The organism is Pseudomonas sp. Tof1, from assembly GCF_055390395.1.
Genome location: NZ_AP024344.1, coordinates 4,146,901 through 4,169,016 on the forward strand (window position 1 = coordinate 4,146,901; position 22,116 = coordinate 4,169,016).

3 protein-coding genes (1 of these 3 only partly in view) are annotated in these 22,116 nt (G+C 68.6%); all 3 read right to left on the reverse strand.

Annotation, left to right across the window (positions count from 1 at the left end; genetic code table 11):
- Tightly spaced (each overlapping or abutting the next), the 3 genes in view from ACZ5KU_RS18805 to ACZ5KU_RS18815 form a layout consistent with a single transcriptional unit that may run on beyond the window.
- A complete protein-coding gene (locus ACZ5KU_RS18805; protein WP_464735997.1) occupies positions 1 to 1,410 on the reverse strand; it encodes a thioesterase domain-containing protein in 1,410 nt (469 codons plus the stop codon).
- Positions 1,368 to 14,696: an amino acid adenylation domain-containing protein gene (locus ACZ5KU_RS18810; RefSeq protein WP_464735998.1), complete on the reverse strand. Its 13,329-nt coding sequence runs from the start codon at positions 14,694 to 14,696 to the stop codon at positions 1,368 to 1,370. Before ACZ5KU_RS18810 ends, ACZ5KU_RS18805 begins: the two co-directional genes overlap by 43 nt.
- Positions 14,693 to 22,116 carry the 3' portion of an amino acid adenylation domain-containing protein gene (locus tag ACZ5KU_RS18815; protein ID WP_464735999.1) on the reverse strand. Its footprint extends 7,672 nt past the window's final position, so 7,424 of the gene's 15,096 nt are visible here — the last part of the coding sequence; the start codon falls outside the window, past its right edge; the stop codon is at positions 14,693 to 14,695. The genes ACZ5KU_RS18810 and ACZ5KU_RS18815 overlap by 4 nt, the downstream gene beginning before the upstream one ends.

Consider the following 22,116-nt stretch of genomic DNA (forward strand, 5'->3'; position numbering starts at 1 on the left):
TCACGACACCCCCTCCTCCACGGCAGCCGACAATCGGCCCAGCCACCAGGCCGCCAGCTGGCTCACGGCGGGCGCCTTGAGCAGGCTGAAATGGTTGCCCGGCCCATACCAGACCGTCAGTTCGTCGACCTGGGCGCTCCAGCCGGCGACCATCGCCTGTTGCTCGCGCTGGTTGCCGGCCGCGTCCAGGGTCGGATCGTCCGCCAGCACCAGGCTGGCCCGACCGACAAAACCCCGCTGCGGCCGATAGACGGTACGCAGTGCGCTGGCGAAGGTCCGCGCCGGGCCATGCATGGCCTGCGGCGCCGCCCGTGCCGAAAGCAGACCGACCCGGACCATGCCGGCATGCAGTTGCGCCAGTTGGGTGTTGTCGTCCTGTTCGGCGAAGGCCTGCGCATCGATGCCCAGGGACTTGCCCGAGGCCAACTGCATCGCCTCGACCAGCCGCTGCAGGGCCGCAGTGGTGGTATAGGGCTTGCCGATCACGCTGTTGCCGCCGGGCGACTCGCTGTCGATCAACGTCAGCGAGGCCACCTCGCGCCCGGCCGCCTGCAGCCGGGTGGCCATTTCGAAGGCGACCCAGCCACCGAAGGAATGGCCGACCAGATGCAACGGCCCCTCCGGGCAGGCCTGCTCCAGCGCCTGCAGATACAACTGCGCGGCACTCTCGACACAACTGTGCGGCACCGACTCGCCATCCAGCCCGCGGGGCTGCAGGCCGATCACCGGCCAGTCCGGCCCGAGGGCATCGGTGAGCCCGATAAACCCGGTGACACTGTCCCCGGCACCGGGCACGCAGAAGATCGGCGTGCGGCCGGCGCGGCCCTGCTGGATCGTCAACAGCGGCTGGTGCACGCTGCCCGGCGCCACCTGCGCACGCTCCAGGGCGTCGCCGAGCGCTTGGCCGAGGACCTGGACATGCGGCGCCTGCATCATGCTCAAGTGATCGCCCGGTACCTCGATGCAGCGCAGTTCGCCACGCCCCAGGGCCTCTGCCCAGCCCAGCGACTCGCTGCGCCGCGCCAGCTCGCTGGGACGCTCGCCGGCCCGGAACAGGTGCACCGGCATGCCGATCGGGTGCAGGCGGTAATGGGCCAAGGCATGCCCGTGGGCCACCTCGCGATCGATGAACGGCCACAACGCCTGCGACGATACCGAACCGAGACTGGCCGGCAGCAACTGCCGTTCGCGGCAGTGCTCCAGCAGGCCGTCGAAGTCGAAGCGGTCCAGGTCCTGCTCCAACTGCCGCACCTGCGCCAGGCCATCGCTGCCCGCCGGCCCTTCGACGGTAAGCCAGGCCGAGCATTGCAGCAGCAGGTGGCGCTTGTGCGCCGCCTCACCGGCCCAGCGCGCCTTGCCCTGGTCGGTCAGGCGCGGCACGTAGCTGTCCAACAGGCCGAGGAACTGCACCGGCTGGTCCTGGCCCAGCAACTGGATGGCGATCTCGTAGGCCAGTACCCCCCGAACGACCAGCCGGCCAGGCGATACGGCCCCTGCGGCTGCACCTCGCGGATCAGTTCCACCAGCCGTGCCGCCAGGCACTCCATGGTCCGCAACTGCGGCTGGCCCAGGGCGATGCCCGGCAGGCCGTAGATCGGGAAATCGCCGGGCAGGTGCTGGCCCAGCACCGGGAAATAGGCATCCGCACCACTGAACTCATGCACCAGGAACAGCCCCGGCTGACTGCCGCCGGCCCGCACGGTGATCACCTCGTCGCGCCCTTGCGGCGCGGCGCCGCGCTGGCTGAGCAAGGTGGCGAGCGATTCGACGCTGGCATGCTGGAACAACTCCGCCAGCGACACTGGCAGGCCCGCCTGTTCCAGCAGGTTGACCAGGCGGATCGCCAACAGCGAATGGCCTCCCAGCTCGAAGAAGTTGTCGTGGCGGCCGATCCGCTCGACCTTGAGCACGTCGGCCCAGAGCTGCGCCAGGGTCTGCTCGAGCGGGTTCGCCGGAGCGACATGGGCACGGCTGGCGAAGTCCTCGATGAGCGGCACCGGCAGCGCCTTGCGATCGAGCTTGCCGTTGGCGGTCAGGGGCAGCAGAGGCAACCGCACATAGGCCGACGGCACCATGTAGTCCGGCAATTGCCCGAGCAGATGGTTGCGCAGTTCCTCGACCTGCGGCGCCACGCCTTCGCCGATCGCCGTGAAGTAGGCCACCAGGCGCTTGTCGCCCGGCGCCAGCTCATGTACCTGCACGACCACCTCGCGAACCTGCGGATGCCGGCCCAGGCGGGTCTCGATCTCGCCCAGCTCGATGCGGAAGCCACGGATCTTCACCTGGCCGTCGTTGCGCCCCAGGTACTCCAGGTTGCCATCGGCGCGCCAGCGCACCAGGTCGCCGGTGCAATACATCAGGCTGTCCGGCAGCGGGTTGAACGGGTCGGCGAGGAATTTCTCCGCCGTCAGTTCCGGCTGGTTCAGGTAGCCCTTCGCCACGCCCGCGCCACCGACATACAACTCACCGACCACGCCTACCGGCACCGGCTGCCGCCGGGCATCCAGCACATAGGCGCGGGCGTTGCCGATCGGCCGGCCGATGGGGATGCTGCCCTCGCCCACCGTGGTGATCTCGAAGGTGGTGGAGAAGGTCGTGGCCTCGGTCGGGCCGTAGCCATTGAGCAGATGCCGGGGTGCCCCGTGCCTGAGCACCCGCTCGATCACGGCCGGGTCGAGCACGTCGCCACCGACGATCAGGTAGCGCAGGCCACGCAAAGCCTCCATCAAGCCGTCGGCGTACTGCTGGAACAGGCCGGCGGTCATCCACAACACGCTGACGGCCTGCTCCTGCAACAACGCCCCCAGCACATCACGCGACAGCAGGTCGCCCTGGTCGACCACCACCACGCAACCGCCGTTGAGCAACGGTGCCCAGACCTCCAGGGTACTGGCGTCGAACGCCGGGTTGGAAGCGAAGGCCACCCGGTCGTGCTCGTTGAAATCGGCGTAGCCGTTGTTGATCACCAAACGCGTGATCGCCCGGTGCGGCACCAGCACGCCCTTGGGGGTACCGGTGGAGCCGGAGGTGTACATGAGGTAGGCCACCGTCTCGGACGACTGCGGCAGATCCGGGTTGTGCTCCGGCCGCCAGTCGAGGGCCAGGCTGTCCAGCTCGACCCGGGGCAATGCCAGGTCGGCCAGCTCATCACCACGCGTCAACAGCAGCACCGCCCGGCTGTCTTCAAGCATGAAGCGCTGGCGTTCGACCGGGGCATTGATGTCCAGCGGCACGTACACCGCCGCGCACTTGCTGATCGCCAACTGGCTGGCCAGCAGGTCCGCCGAGCGTTCCAGCAGGATCGCCACCGTGTCACCCGGCGCCACGCCGAGGGCCAGCAGGTGATGGGCCAAGCGGTTGGCCCGGGCGTTCAAGGCGCGGTAGCTGAGGCTCTGTGTCCCGTGCACCAGCGCCTGGGCCTCGGGACGGGCCAGGGCCTGCGCCTCGAACAGCCGGTGCACGGTCTGCAGGTGCGGATACTCGCGCGTGGTCGCGTTGAATCCGTCCAGCAACTGCCGACGCTGATCGCCCGGCAGCACCGACAGTTGCTCGATCGGCAAGGTCGGTTGCTGCTCCAGGGCCTGCGCCAGGTTCTCCAGCACCGCGTGCATCAGGTCGCAGACCCGCTGCGCACCGATCTGTGCCGGTGCCAGCGCGGTCAGGGCGAAGTCCTCGCCCAGGTCGTCGACGCTGAGGGTCAACAGGTAGTTGGTACGTTCCTCGGCCTTGAGCAACTCGATGCCCTGCCAGGCGCCCCGAACCTCATCGTCTGCCGCCGTTGCCGAGGCTCCGTGCCGGTAGTTGAGCAAGGCACTGAACAGCGGCGTGCCAGCGGCCACGCCGCTGCAACGCTGCATCAGCGCCAGCGGCGCATGTTCATGGGCCAGCAGCCGGGCCAGGCGTCCATGGGTGGCCTGCAGGGCCTCGCGTACCGACCGGGCGTCGATGTCGACGCGCAACGGCAAGGTATTGATGAAGACCCCCAGGGCCCGCTCGGCGCCCTCGCCGCCCTGCAGGCGCCCGAGCAGCACGGTGCCGAACACCACCTGCTCACGGGCCGCCGCCGCCCCGAGCAACCGCGCCCAGGCCAGGTGCACCAGGCTCGCGGCGCTGACGCCCAGTTGCCGGGCCTGCTGGCGCAGGCGTCGGCTCAACGCCGGATCGACCGGCCGCTGGCGCTCCTCGACGCCACCGCCATTGCTCTGAACGTCCCGCAGGCCGAACGGCAGGGTCGGCTCATCGATGTCCCCCAGTTGCTCGCGGAAGAACGTCTCGTGCTCCTGCTCGCTCATGCCCAGACGGGCCTGGGCCACGTAGTTGCGGTAAGGCACCGCGGCGCCCAGCCGTTCGCCATGGCCGAGCAGGCAGGCTTGCAGTTCCTGCTGCAGCACCTCCAGCGCGACATGGTCCATGACCAGGTGATGGAACAGCAGCAGCCCGATGATCCGGCCATTGGCCGGATCGGCGCAGTGCACCAGGCGCAGCAACGGCGCTCGGGTGATGTCCAGGCGATAGTGGCGGGTATCGAAGCGCGCCAGCAACTGGCTGGACACCTCCCCATCGGCCGGATCCAGCGACACCGCCTCGCACACCAGCGGAGCCTCGCGCAGCACCACCTGCAACGGTTCCGGCAGTCCGTCCCAGAGGACCGCGCTGCGCAGGATGTCATTGCGTTCGATCACCTGCCCCAGGGCCTGGCTGAAGGCGTCCAGGCGCTCCCGGCTGGCAAAGGCGAATTGCGCCTGCAGCAGGTACGGGTCGCCTTCGCTGGCAGCCAGGTGGTGGTAGAGAATCCCCGCCTGCAACGGCGCCAGCGGGTAGATGTCCTGCACGTTGGCGCTGCCACCCGGCACGCTGGCGACGATCCGGTCGATGGCCTCCTGCTCCAGTGTCACCAGCGCCAGGTCAGCCGGCGTGATCCGCCGGGCACCGGCCCGAATGCGGTTGGCCGGGATCTCGATCTCGCGCCCCGCGCCGAGGCTGGCGGCAAAGGCGGCCAGGGTCGGCTGGCCGAACAGCACCCGCACATCGGCCGTCAGGCCAAGCCGGCGCATGCGTCCGATCAGGCTGACCGCCAGCAGCGAGTGACCGCCCAGCTCGAAGAAGTTGTCGTGGCGCCCTACACGCTCGACCTTCAGCAGTTCTGCCCAGAGCCGGGCCATCAGTATTTCGGTTTCACCCAGCGGTGCCTCGTACTCGCGCACGACCAGGGCCGCCTGGTCCGGCGCCGGCAGCGCCTTGCGATCGAGCTTGCCGTTGGGGCTCAGCGGCAACGCCGCCAGGTGCACGAACAGCGCCGGGACCATGTAGTCCGGCAGTTGCTCCAGCAGATGGGCCCGCAGCGCATCGATGTCCTGAACCTCGGCCGCCGTGTAGTAGGCCACCAGGCGCTTGTCGCCCGCGACGTCCTCACGGGCCACCACCACTGCCTCCTGAATCGCCGGGAAGGCGGTCAGGCGCGCCTGGATCTCGCCCAGCTCGATACGCAGGCCGCGGATCTTCACCTGGTCGTCGTTACGCCCCAGGTACTCGATGTTGCCGTCCGCCAGGTAGCGGCCGACATCGCCCGTGCGGTACATCCGGGCCTCCGGCGTCGTGCTGAACGGATCGTCGAGGAAACGTTCCGCAGTCAGTTCGGGGCGATTGAGGTAACCGCGTGCCACCTGCACCCCGCCGATGTACAACTCACCGACCACACCCAGCGGTACCGGCTGCATCTGTGGGTCGAGCAGGTACATCCGGGTGTTGGCGATCGGCTTGCCGATCGGCGTATTGTCCGGAGTCTGCTCGATCGGGCCGGCACAGTTCCAGGCCGTCACGTCCACCGCGGCCTCGGTCGGACCGTAGAGGTTGTGCAGTTCGGCACCCGGCAACTGCGCCTTGAACCGACGCACCACACTGCCAGGCAAGGCTTCACCGCTGCACATGACCCGTTTCACGCTGGCGCAGCGTTCGGCATCACCGTGGGCCAGGAACACATCGAGCATCGACGGCACGAAATGCAAGGTGGTGATCTGCTCGGCCTGGATCACCTCGCTCAGGTACAGCGGGTCCTTGTGCCCTTGCGGACGCGCCATCACCAGCCGCGCGCCGGTGAACAGCGGCCAGAAGAACTCCCAGACCGACACGTCGAAGCTGAACGGAGTTTTCTGCAGCACCGCGTCATCCGGGGTCAGGCCGTATTCGTCCTGCATCCACAGCAGGCGGTTGACCACCGCCGCGTGTTCGTTGATCACGCCCTTGGGCTGGCCGGTGGAGCCGGAGGTGTAGATCACGTAGGCGCTATGCCTTGGGGTCAGTCCACCCACCCACGGGTTGTTCACCGAGCGGTTGTGCCAGGTGTTGCAGTCCAGGTCGATCACCGGTACCGCCACCTCAGCCAACAGGTCGCGGGTGCGGCCCTGCACCAGCACCACCGCCGGTGCGCTGTCAGCGAGCATGTAGGCGATGCGCTCCTGCGGATAGGCCGGATCCAGCGGTACATAGGCGCCGCCGGCCTTGAGGATCGCCAACAGGCCGACGACCATCTCCAGGCCGCGTTCGACGCAGATCGCCACGCGTGCATCCGGCTCCACACCCTGCTCGCGCAGGTGGTGGGCCAACTGGTTGGCGCGCTGGTTCAGCGCCCGGTAGGTCAGGCGCTCCTCGTCCGCCTGCAGCGCCACGGCTTCCGGCGCCCACTCGACCTGGTCCTGGAACAGGCCATGAAGGGTCTGCGCCAGGTTGTAGCCGGTGTCGGTGGCATTGAAATCCCCCAGCAAGTGCTCGCGCTCGGTCATGTCCAGCAGGTCGATCCGCGCCAACCGGGCCTGGTCGTCGGCGACCATGGCCCGCAGCAGGCGTTCGAAGTAGCCGGCATAACGCTGCATCGTCGACTCGTCGAACAACGCCGTGGCGTACACCAGGCCACCGCTGATGCAGCCCTGGGTCTCGCCCAGGTTCAGGGACAGATCGAACTTGGCGAAATGCCCCGGGGCAGCGATCCCTTCCAACTGCAGGCCACCGGGCACCGCTTCGGCACGCTCGCCCGCCTGCCAGGTCAGCAGGGTCTGGAACAGCGGGCTGTGGGCCAGGCTGCGCGCCGGCCGGATCAGTTCCACCACCTGCTCGAACGGCAGGTCCTGGTGCGCCTGGGCCTCAAGAATGCGCTGGCGAACCTGTGCCAACAGCGCGGCGACATTTCCGGCGCCGGCCACATCGAGACGAATCGCCAGGGTATTGACGAACAGCCCGATCAGGCCCTCGATCTCCGCGCCCTGGCGGTTGGCGACCGGCGAACCGATCACCACCTCGTCCTGTCCGGCCAGGCGAGCGAGCAGCGCGCCCCAGCCGGCCATCAGGGTCATGTACAGCGTCAGCCCATGGCGCTGGCCGAGCGCCCTGAGCCCCGCGCTCAACGACGCGTCGAGATGGATCTCGACCTGGCCCCCGGCATAGTCCTGACGCGCCGGACGCGGTCGGTCCGTGGGCAGCATCAACAGGGCTGGCGCACCACTCAGGGCCTGCTGCCAGTAGGCGTTCTGCCGCGCCAGCACTTCGCCGCTCAACCACTGCCGCTGCCAGACGGCGAAGTCGCCATACTGCAAGGCCAGGGGCGGCAGCGGGTCATCCTCGCCGCGGCTGAAGGCGGCGTACAGCGCGACCAGCTCGCGGGTCAGCACGTCCATCGACCAGCCATCGGCGATGATGTGGTGCAGGGTCAGCAGCAGTACATGATGCTCCTCGCCGATGATCACCAGCCGGCCACGAATCAACGGCCCGCGCGCAAGGTCGAACGGAGCACGGGCTTCATCGCTCAGCAGGTCTTCCAGGGCGGTGGCGGCCTGCGGATGCTGGCGCAGGTCCTCTACCTGCAGGAGCAGACCGGCCTCAACCGGGGCGATCAGCACCTGGGGTGTTTCATCGCATTCGACGAAACGGCTGCGCAGGGTTTCGTGGCGCGCGACGAGGGTCGCCAGCGCCTGTTGCAGGGCCTGGGCCTGCAACTGCCCACGCAGGCGCAGGGCGACGGGAATGTTATAGGCGCTGTTGGCACCGTCCATCTGGGCCAGGAACCACAGCCGCTGCTGGGCGAACGACAGCGGTAGCGCGCCGTCACGGGGAACCGCGACGATGGCCGGCAGGCTGACCGGTGCATCGCTCTGGAGAAACCGTGCCACGGCCGCCAGTTCGGGATTGGCGAACAACTCGCCCAACGGCAGCTCGCGCTGCAATTGCAGGCGCACCTGGGAAACCATGCGCATCGCCAGCAACGAGTGGCCGCCCAGCTCGAAGAAATGGTCCCGCCGACCGACCCGCTCGACCTGCAGCAATTCGCCCCAGATCCGCGCCAGGGTGTTTTCCAGCTCGCCCTCGGGCGCCTGGTATTCGCGCTGCGACAGGGCCGTCAGCGCCGGCGCCGGCAGCGCCCGGCGATCGAGCTTGCCATTGGCGGTCAGCGGCAGCGCGTCGAGCCGGACATAGGCCACCGGCACCATGTACTCCGGTAGTTGCGTCGCCAACTGCGCGCGCAGTTCGCCAGGCTCGGGCAAGCCGCCCGATGCCGCCTCGGTCAGATAGGCCACCAGGCGCACCTGGCCGGGCTCATCCTCACGGGCCAGCACCACCGCTTCACGGACGCCCGGCAGGCGGTTGAGGCTGGCCTCGATCTCGCCCAGCTCGATCCGTACACCACGGATCTTCACCTGGTCGTCGTTGCGGCCCAGGTACTCGACGGTACCGTCGGCCCGCCAGCGCGCCAGGTCGCCGGTGCGATACATGCGGGCCTGCGGCAGCGTGCTGAACGGGTCGTCGAGAAAACGCTCGGCGGTCAGTTCCGGGCGGTGCAGATAACCGCGCGCCACCCCGGCCCCCCCGACATACAGCTCGCCGGCCACCCCCACCGGCACCGGACGCAGTTGTTCGTCCAGCAGATAGAGGCGCGCGTTGGCGATCGGCCGACCGATATGCAGCAGCCCATTCGGCTCGACCTGCCCGGAGGTCGCCACCACCGTGGCTTCGGTCGGGCCGTAGTTGTTGATCACCGCGAAGCCCGGGTCCTCGGCGAAGTGCCGCAGGCGGTCGCCGCCGATCAGCAGGGTGCGCAGGGTCGGATGGCCACGGCCCTGGCCAAAGGCATACTCGGCCACCGGCGTCGGCAGGAACGCCACCTGCAACGGCTGCGCCCGCCACCAGTCGAGCAGGCCATCCAGCTCGCCGCCGCCCAGGCTCGCCGGCGGCAGGTGCAGGGTCGCGCCCACGCACAGCGCCGGCCAGACTTCCCAGACCATGGCATCGAAACCGACGCCGGCAACGCTGGCGGTATGGCTGCCAGCACGCAGATCGAAGGCCGCACAGTGCCAGTGCACCAGGTTCTCCACGGTGCCGTGCTCGACCATCACGCCCTTGGGCAGGCCGGTGGAGCCGGAGGTGTAGATCACATAGGCCAGGTGCCGGGCAGCGAGCCCCGCCACGTGCGGATCGCTGACGGGCAGGTCGTGCCAGGTCGGCTGGTCGAGATCGACCAGCGGCACCTGCAACCGGCCCGCCAGCTCGCGGGTGTTGCCCTGGACCAGCACGGCCAGGGGTGCGCTGTCCTCCAGCAGATAGCGGATCCGCTCGGCCGGATGGGCCGGATCGACCGGCACATAGGCGCCACCGGCCTTGAGGATCGCCAACAGGCCCACCAGCATCCGTGGCCCGCGGGTCACGCAGATCGCCACCCGCTCATCCGCCTGCACACCCAGTGCCCGCAGATGATGGGCCAGCTGGTTGGCCTGACGGTTGAGCTCACGGTAGCTCAGCGCCTGCCCGTCCATCCGCACCGCCACGGCATCCGGCGTGCGCTCGACCTGACGTTCAAACAACCCGTGCAGGGTATGCCCACGGGGGTACTCGACCTGGCTGGCATTGAAGTCCTGCAGCAACTGCACGCGCTGCGCTTCGTCCAGCAGATTGGCCTGGCCGAGGCTGGCCTGGTCGTTGTCGACCATCGCCTGCAGCACACCACGCAGATAACCGAGATAACGCTCGATGGTGGCCGCGTCGAACAGGGCCGTGGCATAGGTCAGCGAGCCCACCAGTTGCGCGCCGCCGTCACCGAGGTCGAGGGCCAGGTCGAACTTGGCGAACTGCCCGCTGCCGGCCAGCGCCTCCAGTTGCAGGTCGCCCAGTTGCAGCGCCGCCTCATCGTGGTTCTGCCAGGAGAACATGCTCTGGAACAGTGGGCTGTGGGCCAGGCTGCGCTCCGGCCGGGTCAGCTCCACCACCTGCTCGAACGGCAGGTCCTGGTGAGCCTGGGCCTGCAGGGTCCGTTCGCGCACCTGGGCCAGCAGCGCCTCGACGGTCTGCTGCGGGGAGACATCGAGGCGGATCGCCAGGGTGTTGACGAACAGCCCCACCAGGCCTTCCACCTCGGCCCGCTGGCGGTTGGCCACCGGCGAGCCGATCACCAGATCATGCTGCCCGCTGAGGCGCCCCAGCAGCAGGGCCCAGGCGGCCAGCAGGGTCATGTAGGGGGTGGTGCCATGACGCTGGCCGAGGGCCCTGACCGCGGCGCTCAGGCGTTCATCCAGAGTGAAACCGATCGTGGCGCCGGCGTAGTCCTGGCGGGCCGGACGCGGCCGGTCGGTGGGCACCATCAGCAGGGCTGGCGCGCCGGCCAGGGCCTGTTGCCAGTAGCTGCCCTGCTGCTGCAACAGCTCGCCATCGAGCCAACGCCGTTGCCACACGGCGAAGTCGCCGTACTGCACCGCCAACGGTGGCAGCGGGTCAGGCCGGGCGTGGCGGAAGGCCTCGTAGAGCGCCATCAGCTCGCGGGTCAGCACGCCCATCGACCAGCCATCGGAGACGATATGGTGCAGGGTCAGCAGCAGCACATGGTGCCGGTCGGCCAGGCACAGCAGACGGCCACGGATCAGCGGCCCCTGTTGCAGGTCGAACGGTTCGCCGGCTTCCTCGCGCAGACGCGCCTGGACCCAGGTCTGGGCATCGGGGGTCGCGCGCAGGTCCTCGATGGCGAACCGCAGCCCCTGGCCGACCGGAGCAATCTCCACCCGTGGCTCGTCACCGTGCAGGACGAAACGACTGCGCAGGGTCTCGTGACGCTCGACGATACGCGCCAGCGCCCGTTGCAGCGCCTGGCTGTCCAGCGGGCCGTGCAGGCCCAGGCCGACCGGAATGTTGTAGGCGCTGCTCGCGGCGCCCATCTGCGCCAGGAACCACAGCCGCTGCTGGGCGAACGACAGTGGCAGCGCCTGGTCCCGCGCCACCGCGAGAATGTCCGGCAGGGTACTGCGGGCCGCCTGGCCGAGGGCTTCGGCTACTGCCGCCAGCTCGGCATTGGCGAACAGTTGCGCCAGCGCCAATTCCACGCCGAGGCGCTGGCGGACCTGCGCCACCATGCGCATCGCCAGCAGCGAGTGCCCGCCCAGTTCGAAGAAATGATCGCGGCGACCGACCCGCTCGACCTGCAGCACCTCGCTCCAGATCTGCGCCAGGGTGATTTCCAGCTCGCCCTCGGGCGCTTCGTACTCGCGGGTGAACAGGGCATCCAGCTCGGGCCTGGGCAGCGCCCGGCGATCGAGCTTGCCGTTGGCCGTGAGCGGCAGCGCGGCCAGCTTCACATAGGCGGCCGGCACCATGTAGTCCGGCAGGTGGGCCTGCAGCCAGGCCCGCAGCTCGGCGGTTTCCAACGCATCGACCTGCGCCTGCTCGGTGAAATAGGCCACCAGCCGCGCTTGCCCCGGCTGGTCCTCGCGGGCCAGCACCACCGCTTCCTGGATACCGGGAAGCTGGTTGAGCCGGCTCTCGATCTCGCCCAGCTCGATGCGCATGCCGCGGATCTTCACCTGGTCGTCGTTGCGTCCCAGGTACTCGAGGGTGCCGTCGAGCTGCCAGCGGGCCAGGTCGCCGGTGCGGTACATGCGCGCCCGGGGATCATCGCTGAACGGATCATGGAGAAAACGCTCGGCGGTCAGTTCCGGGCGGTTGAGGTAACCGCGGGCGACGCCGGCACCGCCGACATACAGCTCACCGGCCACCCCCAGCGGCACCGGGCGTTGGCGTTCGTCGAGCAGGTAGACGCGCGCATTGCTCATCGGCTTGCCGATATGCAGGAGCTGCCCGGCCTCGACCCGCCCCGAGGTGGCGACCACCGTGGCCTCGGTCGGACCATAGTTGTTGATCACCTCGAAGGTCTGGTTGCGGCTGAACTGGCGCAGGCGGTCACCGCCGATCAGCAGTGTACGCAGGGTCGGGTGTTCGAGGTTGCGGGCAAAGGCGTGTTCGGCGATCGGCGTCGGCAGGAAGCTGACGTCCAGCGGCTGCGCGCACCACCAGTCGAGCAGGCCGTCGACATCCTCGCCGCCCTCGGCCGGCGGCGGCAGGTGCAGGGTCGCCCCGGCGCACAGGGCCGGCCAGACTTCCCAGGCCATGGCGTCGAAGCCGAAACCGGCGACGCTGGAGGTGTGCCGTCCCGGGCACAGATCGAAGGCCGCGCAATGCCAGTCCACCAGGTTGGACACGGTGTGGTGCTCGACCATCACCCCCTTGGGCAGCCCGGTGGAACCGGAGGTGTAGATCACATAGGCCAGGTGCCGGGGATCAGGGGTCGGCAGTTGCCCGCTGGCGACGGTGTGCTCCTGCCAGAACGGTTTGTCGAGGTTGATCACCGACACCGCCAGTTCCGGCAGGCGGGCCAGCAGGTCGTCCTGGGTCAGCACCGCCACCGGTGCGCTGTCGTCGAGCAGGTAACGCAGGCGCTCGGCCGGGTGGGCCGGATCGATCGGCACATAGCCGGCCCCGGCCTTGAGAATCGCCAGCAACCCGACCAGGGTATCGAGCCCGCGCCGGGCAACGATCGCCACCCGCTGGTCGGGGCGAACGCCGAGTTCACCCAGGTGGTGGGCCAGGACCTCGGCCTGCCGGTTCAACTCGGCATAACTCAATGATTGTCCCTGGCACACCGCAGCCACCGCCTGCGGCTGTTCGGCAGCCCGGGCGGCGATGCGCTGGTGCAGGGTCAACCCTTGCCGGTAGTCGGCCTGGCTGGCGTTGAAGCCCTTCAGCAACAGCTCGCGCTCATCCATCGGCAGGATCGACAGGTGCTCCAGCAACGCCTGCGGACTCTGTTCGAGGGCCTGCGCCAGTTGCTCCAGGGCCGTGCGCATGTAGTCACAGACCCGCTGCCCGTCGATCTGCGAGCTGGCCAGCAGGGCCAGGCGGAAGTCCTCGCCCTGATCGTCGACGCTCAGGGTCAGCGGGTAGTTGGTGCGCTCCTCGGAACTCAGCGGGGTGATGCCATGCCAGGCCGAGGCCGCGTCGCTGGCGCTGGCGGCGACCGCCAGGCCGTTGTGCCGGTAGTTGAGCAGGCTGCTGAACAGCGGCGTTGGCACCTCGACCCCACTGCAGCGCTGGGCCAGCGCCAGCGGTGCGTGTTCGTGGCGCATCAGCGCGGTGAGCCGGGCCTGGGTCGCACGGACCCCGGCCTGGACCGTCAGGCCGCCGATATCGACCCGCACCGGCAGCGTGTTGATGAAGATCCCCAGCGCCCGGTCGCCATCGCCACCGCCCTGCATGCGGCCCATCAGCACCGTGCCAAAGACCACGCTGCGCCTGCCCGACAACGCCGCCAGCACCTGGCCCCAGGCCAGGTGGAACAGGCTGGCGACACTCGCCCCCTGCTGCCGGGCCAGGGCCCGCAGCCGAAGGTTCAGTTGCGGCTCCAGCGCCAGATTGAATTCGTCGATGGCCGTGCCGTCGCCCTGCACGTCCTGCAGGCCGTAGGGCAAGGTCGGCTCGTCGATCTCCGCCAGCATCTCGCGGAAGAAGCTTTCATGCTCCGCCTGGCTGATTCCCAGGCGGGCCTGGGCTACATAGTTGCGAAACGGCACCGGCTGGCCCAGTTGCCCACCCTGCCCGCGCAGGAACGCGCCCATCTCATGGCGCACTACGTCCAGTGCGCTATGGTCCAGGGCCATGTGGTGGAACAGCAACATCGCCACCAGCCGCTGCGCGGCTTCATCGCGCGCGTACACCAGGCGGATCAGCGGTGCCCGGCTCACATCGAGGCGATAGTGGCGAGCGTCGAAACGCTCGTGCAACCGTTGCAGCGCCTCACCCTCGTGCGGTTCGAGCAGCACCTCTTCCACCACCAGTTCGGCCTTGCGCCAGACCACCTGTACCGGACTTTCCAGGCCCTCCCAGAGCACTGCGGTGCGCAGGATGTCGTGGCGGTCGATGACCTTCTGCAAGGCCTGGGCGAAAGCCGTCAGCCGCTCCAGGTCGGCGAAGGCGAACTGTGACTGCATGACATAGGGATCCCCCTGCGTCGCACTGGCGTGGTGGAACAGGATGCCCTCCTGCAACGGTGCCAGCGGGTAGATATCCTGCACGTTGGCGACCCCGCCCGGTACCTGGGCGACGATCCGGTCGATCTGCTCCTGGTCCAGATTGGCCAGGGGCAGCATCGCCGGGGTGATGCGGGTGGTCCCGGCCTCGATGGCGTTGGCCGGCACCGTCACCTGGCCGCTCGCCGCCGGCGAATAGGAACCGTCGCGGATCATGCCGATCAGCACCGGTTTGTACTCGCGCAGGCGCGCCAGCAGTTCAGGCTCGGTCAGTGCCTGCTTGTTACCCTGTACGATCAGTTGATCGTTCCTGACAGCCAGTTGGATGCCTTTTGCCTTCAATATGGCCAGCAGTTCCGTCACGTTCACAAGGCGATCTCCATTTGTTCGGTAATTGCGGCGTATCCGGCCAACGTCGGTTGTTCGAACAGCGCCCTCATGTCGGCTTCCATGCCTTCCTGGTGCAGACGGCCGATCAGGCTGACGGCCAGCAGTGAGTGCCCACCCAGCTCGAAGAAGTTGTCGTGGCGCCCTACACGCTCGACATTCAGCAGTTCCGCCCAGAGCCGGGCCATCAGTATTTCGGTTTCACCCAGCGGTGCCTCGTACTCGCGCACGACCAGGGCCGCCTGGTCCGGCGCCGGCAGCGCCTTGCGATCGAGCTTGCCGTTGGGGCTCAGCGGCAACGCTGCCAAGTGCACGAACAGCGCCGGGACCATGTAGTCCGGCAGTTGCTCCAGCAGATGGGCCCGCAGCGCATCGATGTCCTGGACCTCGGCCGCCGTGTAGTAGGCCACCAGGCGCTTGTCGCCCGCGACGTCCTCACGGGCCACCACCACCGCCTCCTGCACCGCCGGGAAGGCGGTCAGGCGCGCCTGGATCTCGCCCAGTTCGATACGCAGGCCGCGGATCTTCACCTGGTCGTCGTTACGCCCCAGGTACTCGATGTTGCCGTCCGCCAGGTAGCGGGCGATATCACCGGTGCGGTACATCCGGGCCTCCGGCGTCGTGCTGAACGGATCGTCGAGGAAACGCTCGGCGGTCAGCTCGGGACGGTTCAGATAGCCCCGCGCCACCTGCACCCCGCCGATGTACAGCTCACCGACCACACCCAGCGGTACCGGCTGCATCTGAGCGTCGAGCAGGTACATCCGGGTGTTGGCGATCGGTTTGCCGATCGGCGTGTTGTCCGGGGTCTGCTCGATCGGGCCGGCACAGTTCCAGGCCGTCACGTCCACCGCGGCCTCGGTCGGGCCGTAGAGGTTGTGCAACCCGGCATGCGGCAACTGCGCCTTGAACCGGCGCACCACGCTGCCCGGCAAGGCCTCACCGCTGCACATCACCCGCTGGACGCTGGCACAACGGCTGACATCGCCATGGGCCAGGAAGAGGTCGAGCATCGACGGTACGAAGTGCAAGGTGGTGATCTGTTCGGCCTTGATCACCTCGCCCAGGTAGATCGGGTCCTTGTGCCCTTCCGGACGCGCCATCACCAGCCGTGCACCGGTGAACAGCGGCCAGAAGAACTCCCAGACCGACACGTCGAAGCTGAACGGAGTTTTCTGCAGCACCGCGTCATCCGGGGTCAGGCCGTATTCGTCCTGCATCCACAGCAGGCGGTTGACCACCGCCGCGTGTTCGTTGATCACGCCCTTGGGCTGGCCGGTGGAACCGGAGGTGTAGATCACGTAGGCGCTGTGCCGTGGGGTCAGGCCGGGTACCCGTGGATTGTCCGCCGAGCGGTCCTGCCAGGTGTTGCAGTCCAGATCGATCACCGGTGCCGTCACCTCACCCAGCAGGTCGCGGGTGCGGCCCTGCACCAGCACCGCCAGCGGCGCGCTGTCAGCGAGCATGTAGGCGATCCGCTCGGCCGGATAGGCCGGGTCCAGCGGCACGTAGGCGCCACCGGCCTTGAGGATCGCCAGCAGGCCGACGACCATGTCCAGGCCGCGTTCGACGCAGATCGCCACCCGGCTGTCCGGCCCCACACCCCGCTCGCGCAGGTAGTGGGCCAACTGGTTGGCGCGGCGATTCAGTTCGCCGTAGCCCAGGCGCTGCTCGCCGGCGGCCACCGCCTGCGCCTGCGGCGCACGTTCGGCCTGGGCCTCGAACAGGCCATGGAGGGTCCGCTCGAGGTCGTAGGCGACCTCAGTGGCATTGAACGCCTCCAGCACCTGCCGACGCTCGCGGTCAGTCAGCACCGGCAGGCGGTTGAGCGCCCGCCGCGGCGCCTGCTCCAGCGCCTCGACCAGCCCTTCCAGGGCCGCCAGCATGAAGTCACAGACGCGCTGCGCACCGATGCGGGCCGGCGTCATCGCGGTCATGCTGAAGCCTTCACCCAGGTCGTCGACGTTCAGGCTCAGCGGATAATTGGTGCGCTCCTCGCTGGCCAGGGTCTCGATGCCCCTCCAGGCACCTGGGGTGGCCTTGTCGAAGAGACCGGCATCACTGTGGCGATAGTTGAGCATCGCGCTGAACAGCGGCAGCGACGCGGCCACGCCACTGCAGCGCTGGGCCAGGGCCAGCGAGGCGTGCTCGTGGCCGAGCAGCGAGGTCAGGCGGCCGTGGATCGCCTTGACCCCGGCGCGCGCCGGCGTGTCGTCGATATCGACCCGCAACGGCAGGCTGTTGATGAACATGCCCAACGCCCGGTCGGCACCGTCGCCGCCCTGCATGCGCCCCAGCAGCACCGTGCCGAACACCACCGTCTGCCGGCCGGAAGCGGCCGCCAGCACCCGGGCCCAGGCCAGATGGAACAGGCTCGCGGCGCTGACCCCGAGCAGCCGTGCCTGCTGGCGCAGCCGAATGGCAAGCTCCAGTGGCAGGCGCTGCCAGGCTTCCTCGATGTCGTGCCCGTCGCCCTGCACGTCCTGCAGGCCGAATGGCAAGGTCGGTTCGTCGATATCGCCAAGCATCTCGCGGAAGAACGCTTCGTGCTCCTGTTCGCTGACGCCCAGGCGCGCCTGGGCCACGTAGTTGCGGTACGGCACCGGCGCGCCGAGTGCATCGGCACGGCCTTCGATGAAGGCACGCATTTCGTGGCCCACCACTTCCATCGCAGTGTGGTCGACGGCCAGGTGATGGAACAGCAGGATCGCGACGATCCGCTGGCCGACCGGGTCGTGGGCATGCACCAGTTCCACCAGGGGTGCCTGGCGGATATCCAGGCGGTAGTGCCGGGCATCGAAGCGCCGGTGCAACTGCGCCAGGACATCGCCATCAGCGGCCTGCAGCGCGACCTCCCGGATCCGCAGCGGCGCCTGACGGCGCACCACCTGCAGCGGCCGTTCCAGCCCTTCCCAGTGCACGCTGGTGCGCAGAATGTCGTGGCGGTCGATCACCTGCTGCAGGGCGCCGGTAAAGGCCTGCAGGTCCGCCAGGCTGTCAAAGGCCATCTGCGACTGCAGCAGGTACGGGTCGCCCTGCCCGGCACTCATGTGGTGATAGAGGATGCCTTCCTGCAGCGGTGCCAGCGGGTAGATGTCCTGCACGTTGGCCGCGCCACCGGGGATGGCGGCGACGAGACGATCGATGCTCGACTGGTCCAGCTCGATCAGCGACAGCAGGTCCGGGGTGATCTGCCGGCAAGCGGCGGGAATGCGGTTTTCCGGTACCTCGACTTCGCGACCGCTGCCGATGGCTGCGGCCAGCGCCGCCAGGGTCGGCTGGTTGAACAGCACCCGCACATCGCTGTCGAGACCGACCTGGCGCATGCGCTCGATCAGCGTCACCGCCAGCAGCGAATGGCCGCCCAGCTCGAAGAAGTGGTCGTGGCGACCCACCCGCTCGACCTTGAGCACCTCGGCCCAGATCTGCGCCAGGGCGATCTCGACGGCCCCTTGCGGGGCCTCGAACGCGCGGCTCAACAGGGCCGCCTGGTCCGGCGCCGGCAGTGCCCGGCGGTCGAGCTTGCCGTTGGCGGTCAGCGGCAGCGCATCGAGCTGCACATAGGCCGACGGCACCATGTAGTCCGGCAGGTGATCGTGCAGGTAATCGCTCAGCGTTTCGATCGACAGGCTTTCGTCGGCGCTGAACCAGGCCACCAGACGTCCGTCACGGACCAGCACCACGGCGTCCCTGACCGACGCATGACCGCTCAAGGCCGCCTCGATCTCGCCCGGTTCGATGCGCACGCCGCGGATTTTCAGCTGGTCGTCGTTACGGCCGAGGTAATCGAGATTGCCATCGGCCAGCCACCGCGCCTGGTCGCCGGTACGGTAGAGGCGCGCCTGCGGATCGGCACTGAACGGATCGCGGATGAAACGTTCGGCGGTCAGATCAGGACGGTTGAGATAACCCCGCGCCACGCCGGCCCCGCCGATATACAACTCGCCCGCCACGCCGACCGGCACCGGTTGCAGCTGTTCGTCCAGCAGGTAGACCCGGGTATTGGCGATCGGCTTGCCGATATGCAGCACCTGCCCGGCTTCCATCAGGCCGGAGGTCGCCACCACCGTGGCTTCGGTCGGGCCGTAGTTGTTGATCACCGCGAAGCGCTGCGCCTGGCTGAACTGGCGCAGGCGGTCGCCACCGATCAGCAGGGTACGCAGGGTCGGATGTTCGAGTTGCCGGCTGAAGGCATGTTCGGCCACCGGGGTGGACAGGAAACTCACCTGCAACGGTTGCTGCAACCACCAGCCGAGCAGGCGATCGATGTCCTGGTGATCGATCTGCGCCGGTGGCAGGTGCAGGGTCGCGCCGACGCACAGCGTCGACCAGACTTCCCAGGCCATGGCGTCGAAACCGAAACCGGCGACGCTGGAGGCATGGCCGCCGGGCTGCAGGTCGAAGGCCGTGCGATGCCAGTGCACCAGGTTCTCCACGGTACGGTGCTCGACCATCACCCCTTTCGGCAGACCGGTGGAACCGGAGGTGTAGATCACATAGGCCAGGTGCGCGGGGGTCAACGCGCCCGGTGCCGGGTTGTCGACCGACTGCTCCTGCCAGGTGACCCGGTCCAGTTCCAGCACCGGCACCTGCAGGCCCGGCAACCGTCCACGCCACTCGCTCTGGGTCAGCAGCACCGCCGGTGCGCTGTCTTCGAGCAGGTAACGCTGGCGCTCATCCGGCAGGGCCGGATCGACCGGCACATAACCGGCCCCGGCCTTGAGAATCGCCAACAGGCCCACCAGCATCTGCGGGCCACGACGGACCGAGATCGCCACCCGATCATCCGGCTGCACGCCCAGCGTGCGCAGATGGTGGGCCAACCGGTTGGCCTGGCGATTGAGCTCGCGGTAGCTGAGCGTCGCGTCGCCCTGCACCACCGCCAGCGCCTCTGGCCGACGCTCGGCCTCGGCCTCGAACAGACCATGGACGGTCTGGCCCTGCGGGAAACCGGCGGCACTGGCATTGAAGCCCACCAGCAGTTGCCGGCGCTCTGCCGCCGGCAGGATCGCCAGACGGTTCAGGGCAAGCGCGCCCCCCTGTTCCAGTGCCTCGGCCAACTGCTCCAGGGCCCGCTGCATGTACCCGGCCACGCGCCGCGCGCCGACCGAAGTCGCCGCCAGCACCCGCAGCCGGAAGTCGAGACCGAGGTCATCGACACTCAGGGTCAGCGGATAGTTGGTGCGCTCCTCGCCGCCCAGCAGGTGAATACCCTGCCAGACATCCCCGGCCTCCGCCGGCAACGCGTCGTGGGCGCTATGGCGGTAGTTGAGCAGAGCACTGAACAGCGGCAGCGCAGGCTCCACCGCGCTGCAGCGCTGGGCCAGGGCCAGCGAGGCATGCTCATGGCCCAGCAGTGCGGTCAGGCGCTCGTGGGTGGCCTTGACCCCTTCACGTACCGCCGTACCGTCCACCTCGACCCGCAGCGGCAGGGTATTGATGAACATCCCCAGGGCCCGGTCGGCCCCCTCGCCGCCCTGCATGCGCCCCATCAGCACCGTGCCGAACACCACCCGGTCCTTGCCGGCGGTGACACCCAGCACCCGCGCCCAGGCCAGGTGCATCAGGCTCGCCGCACTGACCCCGAGCAGGCGGGCCTGCTCACGCAGCCGGCGGCTCAGGGCCTCGGCCAGCATCAGCGGTGCTTCCTCGATATCCCGGCCATCGCCCTGCACGTCCTGCAGGCCGAACGGCAGGGTCGGCTCGTCGATATCGCCCAGCATGTCGCGGAAGAACGCCTCGTGCTCCTGTTCGCTGACCCCCAGGCGCGCCTGGGCCACATAGTTGCGATACGGCACCGGCGCGGCCAGGCCCTCGCCGCCGCGCTGCAACAGCGCATGCATTTCCTCGACCACCACCGCCATGGCGGTATGGTCCAGTGCCAGGTGGTGGAACATCAGGATCGCGACGATGCGCCGGTTCAGCGGATCGTTGGCATACACCAGTTGCAGCAGCGGCGCCTGACGGATATCCAGGCGGTAGCGGCGGGTCTCGAAGCGCTGCTGCAACTGCTCCAGCACGTCCCCGGCCGCCGGGTCGAGCAGCAGCTCCTGCACCGGCAGTTCGGCCTGCCGGCGCACCAGTTGCAACGGCCGCTCCAGGCCGTCCCAGTGCACGCTGGTACGCAGGATGTCGTGGCGGTCGACCACCTGCTGCAAGGCCTCGATCACCGCCTGCAGATGCACCCGGCTGTCGAAGGCCATCTGCGATTGCAGCAGGTACGGATCGCCCTGTCCGGCGCTCATGTGGTGATAGAGAATGCCTTCCTGCAACGGCGCCAGCGGGTAGATGTCCTGCACGTTGGCCGCCCCGCCGGGTACCGTGGCGACGAGACGATCGATGCTCGCCTGGTCCAGTTCCACCAGGGGCAGCAGTTGCGGAGTGATGTGCTGGCAACCGACCTCGATCAGGTTGCGCGGTACCTCGATCTCGCGACCGCTGCCGATGGCGGCGGCCAGGGCCGCCAGGGTCGGCTGGCTGAACAGCACCCGCACGTCGGCATTGAGGCCGGCCTGGCGCATGCGCTCGATCAGCGTCACCGCCAGCAGCGAGTGGCCGCCCAGTTCGAAGAAGTGATCGTGGCGCCCCACCCGTTCGACCTTGAGCACCTCGGCCCAGATCCGCGCCAGGGCGGTTTCCACCTCCCCTTGCGGGGCTTCGAACGCCCGACTCGACAGCGCGGCCTGGTCCGGTGCCGGCAACGCCCGGCGGTCGAGCTTGCCGTTGGCGGTCAGCGGCAAGGCGTCGAGCTGCACATAGGCCGAAGGCACCATGTAGTCCGGCAATTGGGCCTGCAGGTGATTGCGCAGCGCTTCGACATCCGGCGCCGCGCCGGCCACGGCAGCGGTGAACCAGGCCACCAGGCGCTTGTCGCCCGGCGCGAGTTCACGCACCAGCACCGCCACATCGCGCACCTGCGGATGGCGGCCCAGGCGGGTCTCGATCTCGCCCAGCTCGATGCGGAAACCACGCAGCTTGACCTGGTTGTCGTTACGGCCCAGATACTCCAGGTTGCCGTCGGCACGCCAGCGCACCAGGTCGCCGCTGCGGTACATCAGGCCCTGGGAACTGGGGCTGAACGGATCGACGAGGAACTTCTCGGCGCTCAGTTGCGGCTGGTTCAGGTAGCCCAGGGCAACCCCGAGGCCACCGATGTACAACTCACCGACCACGCCGACCGGCACCGGCTGCTGGCGGGCGTCGAGCACATAGGCGCGTGTGTTGCCGATGGGCCGGCCGATCGGAATGCTGCCGCCCTCGACCGCAGTGATTTCGAAGGTGGTCGAGAAGGTGGTGGCTTCGGTCGGGCCGTAACCGTTGAGCAGATGCTGTGGCGCACCGTCGCGCAGCACCCGCTCGACCACCGCGGGGTCGAGCACATCGCCGCCGACGATCAGGTAGC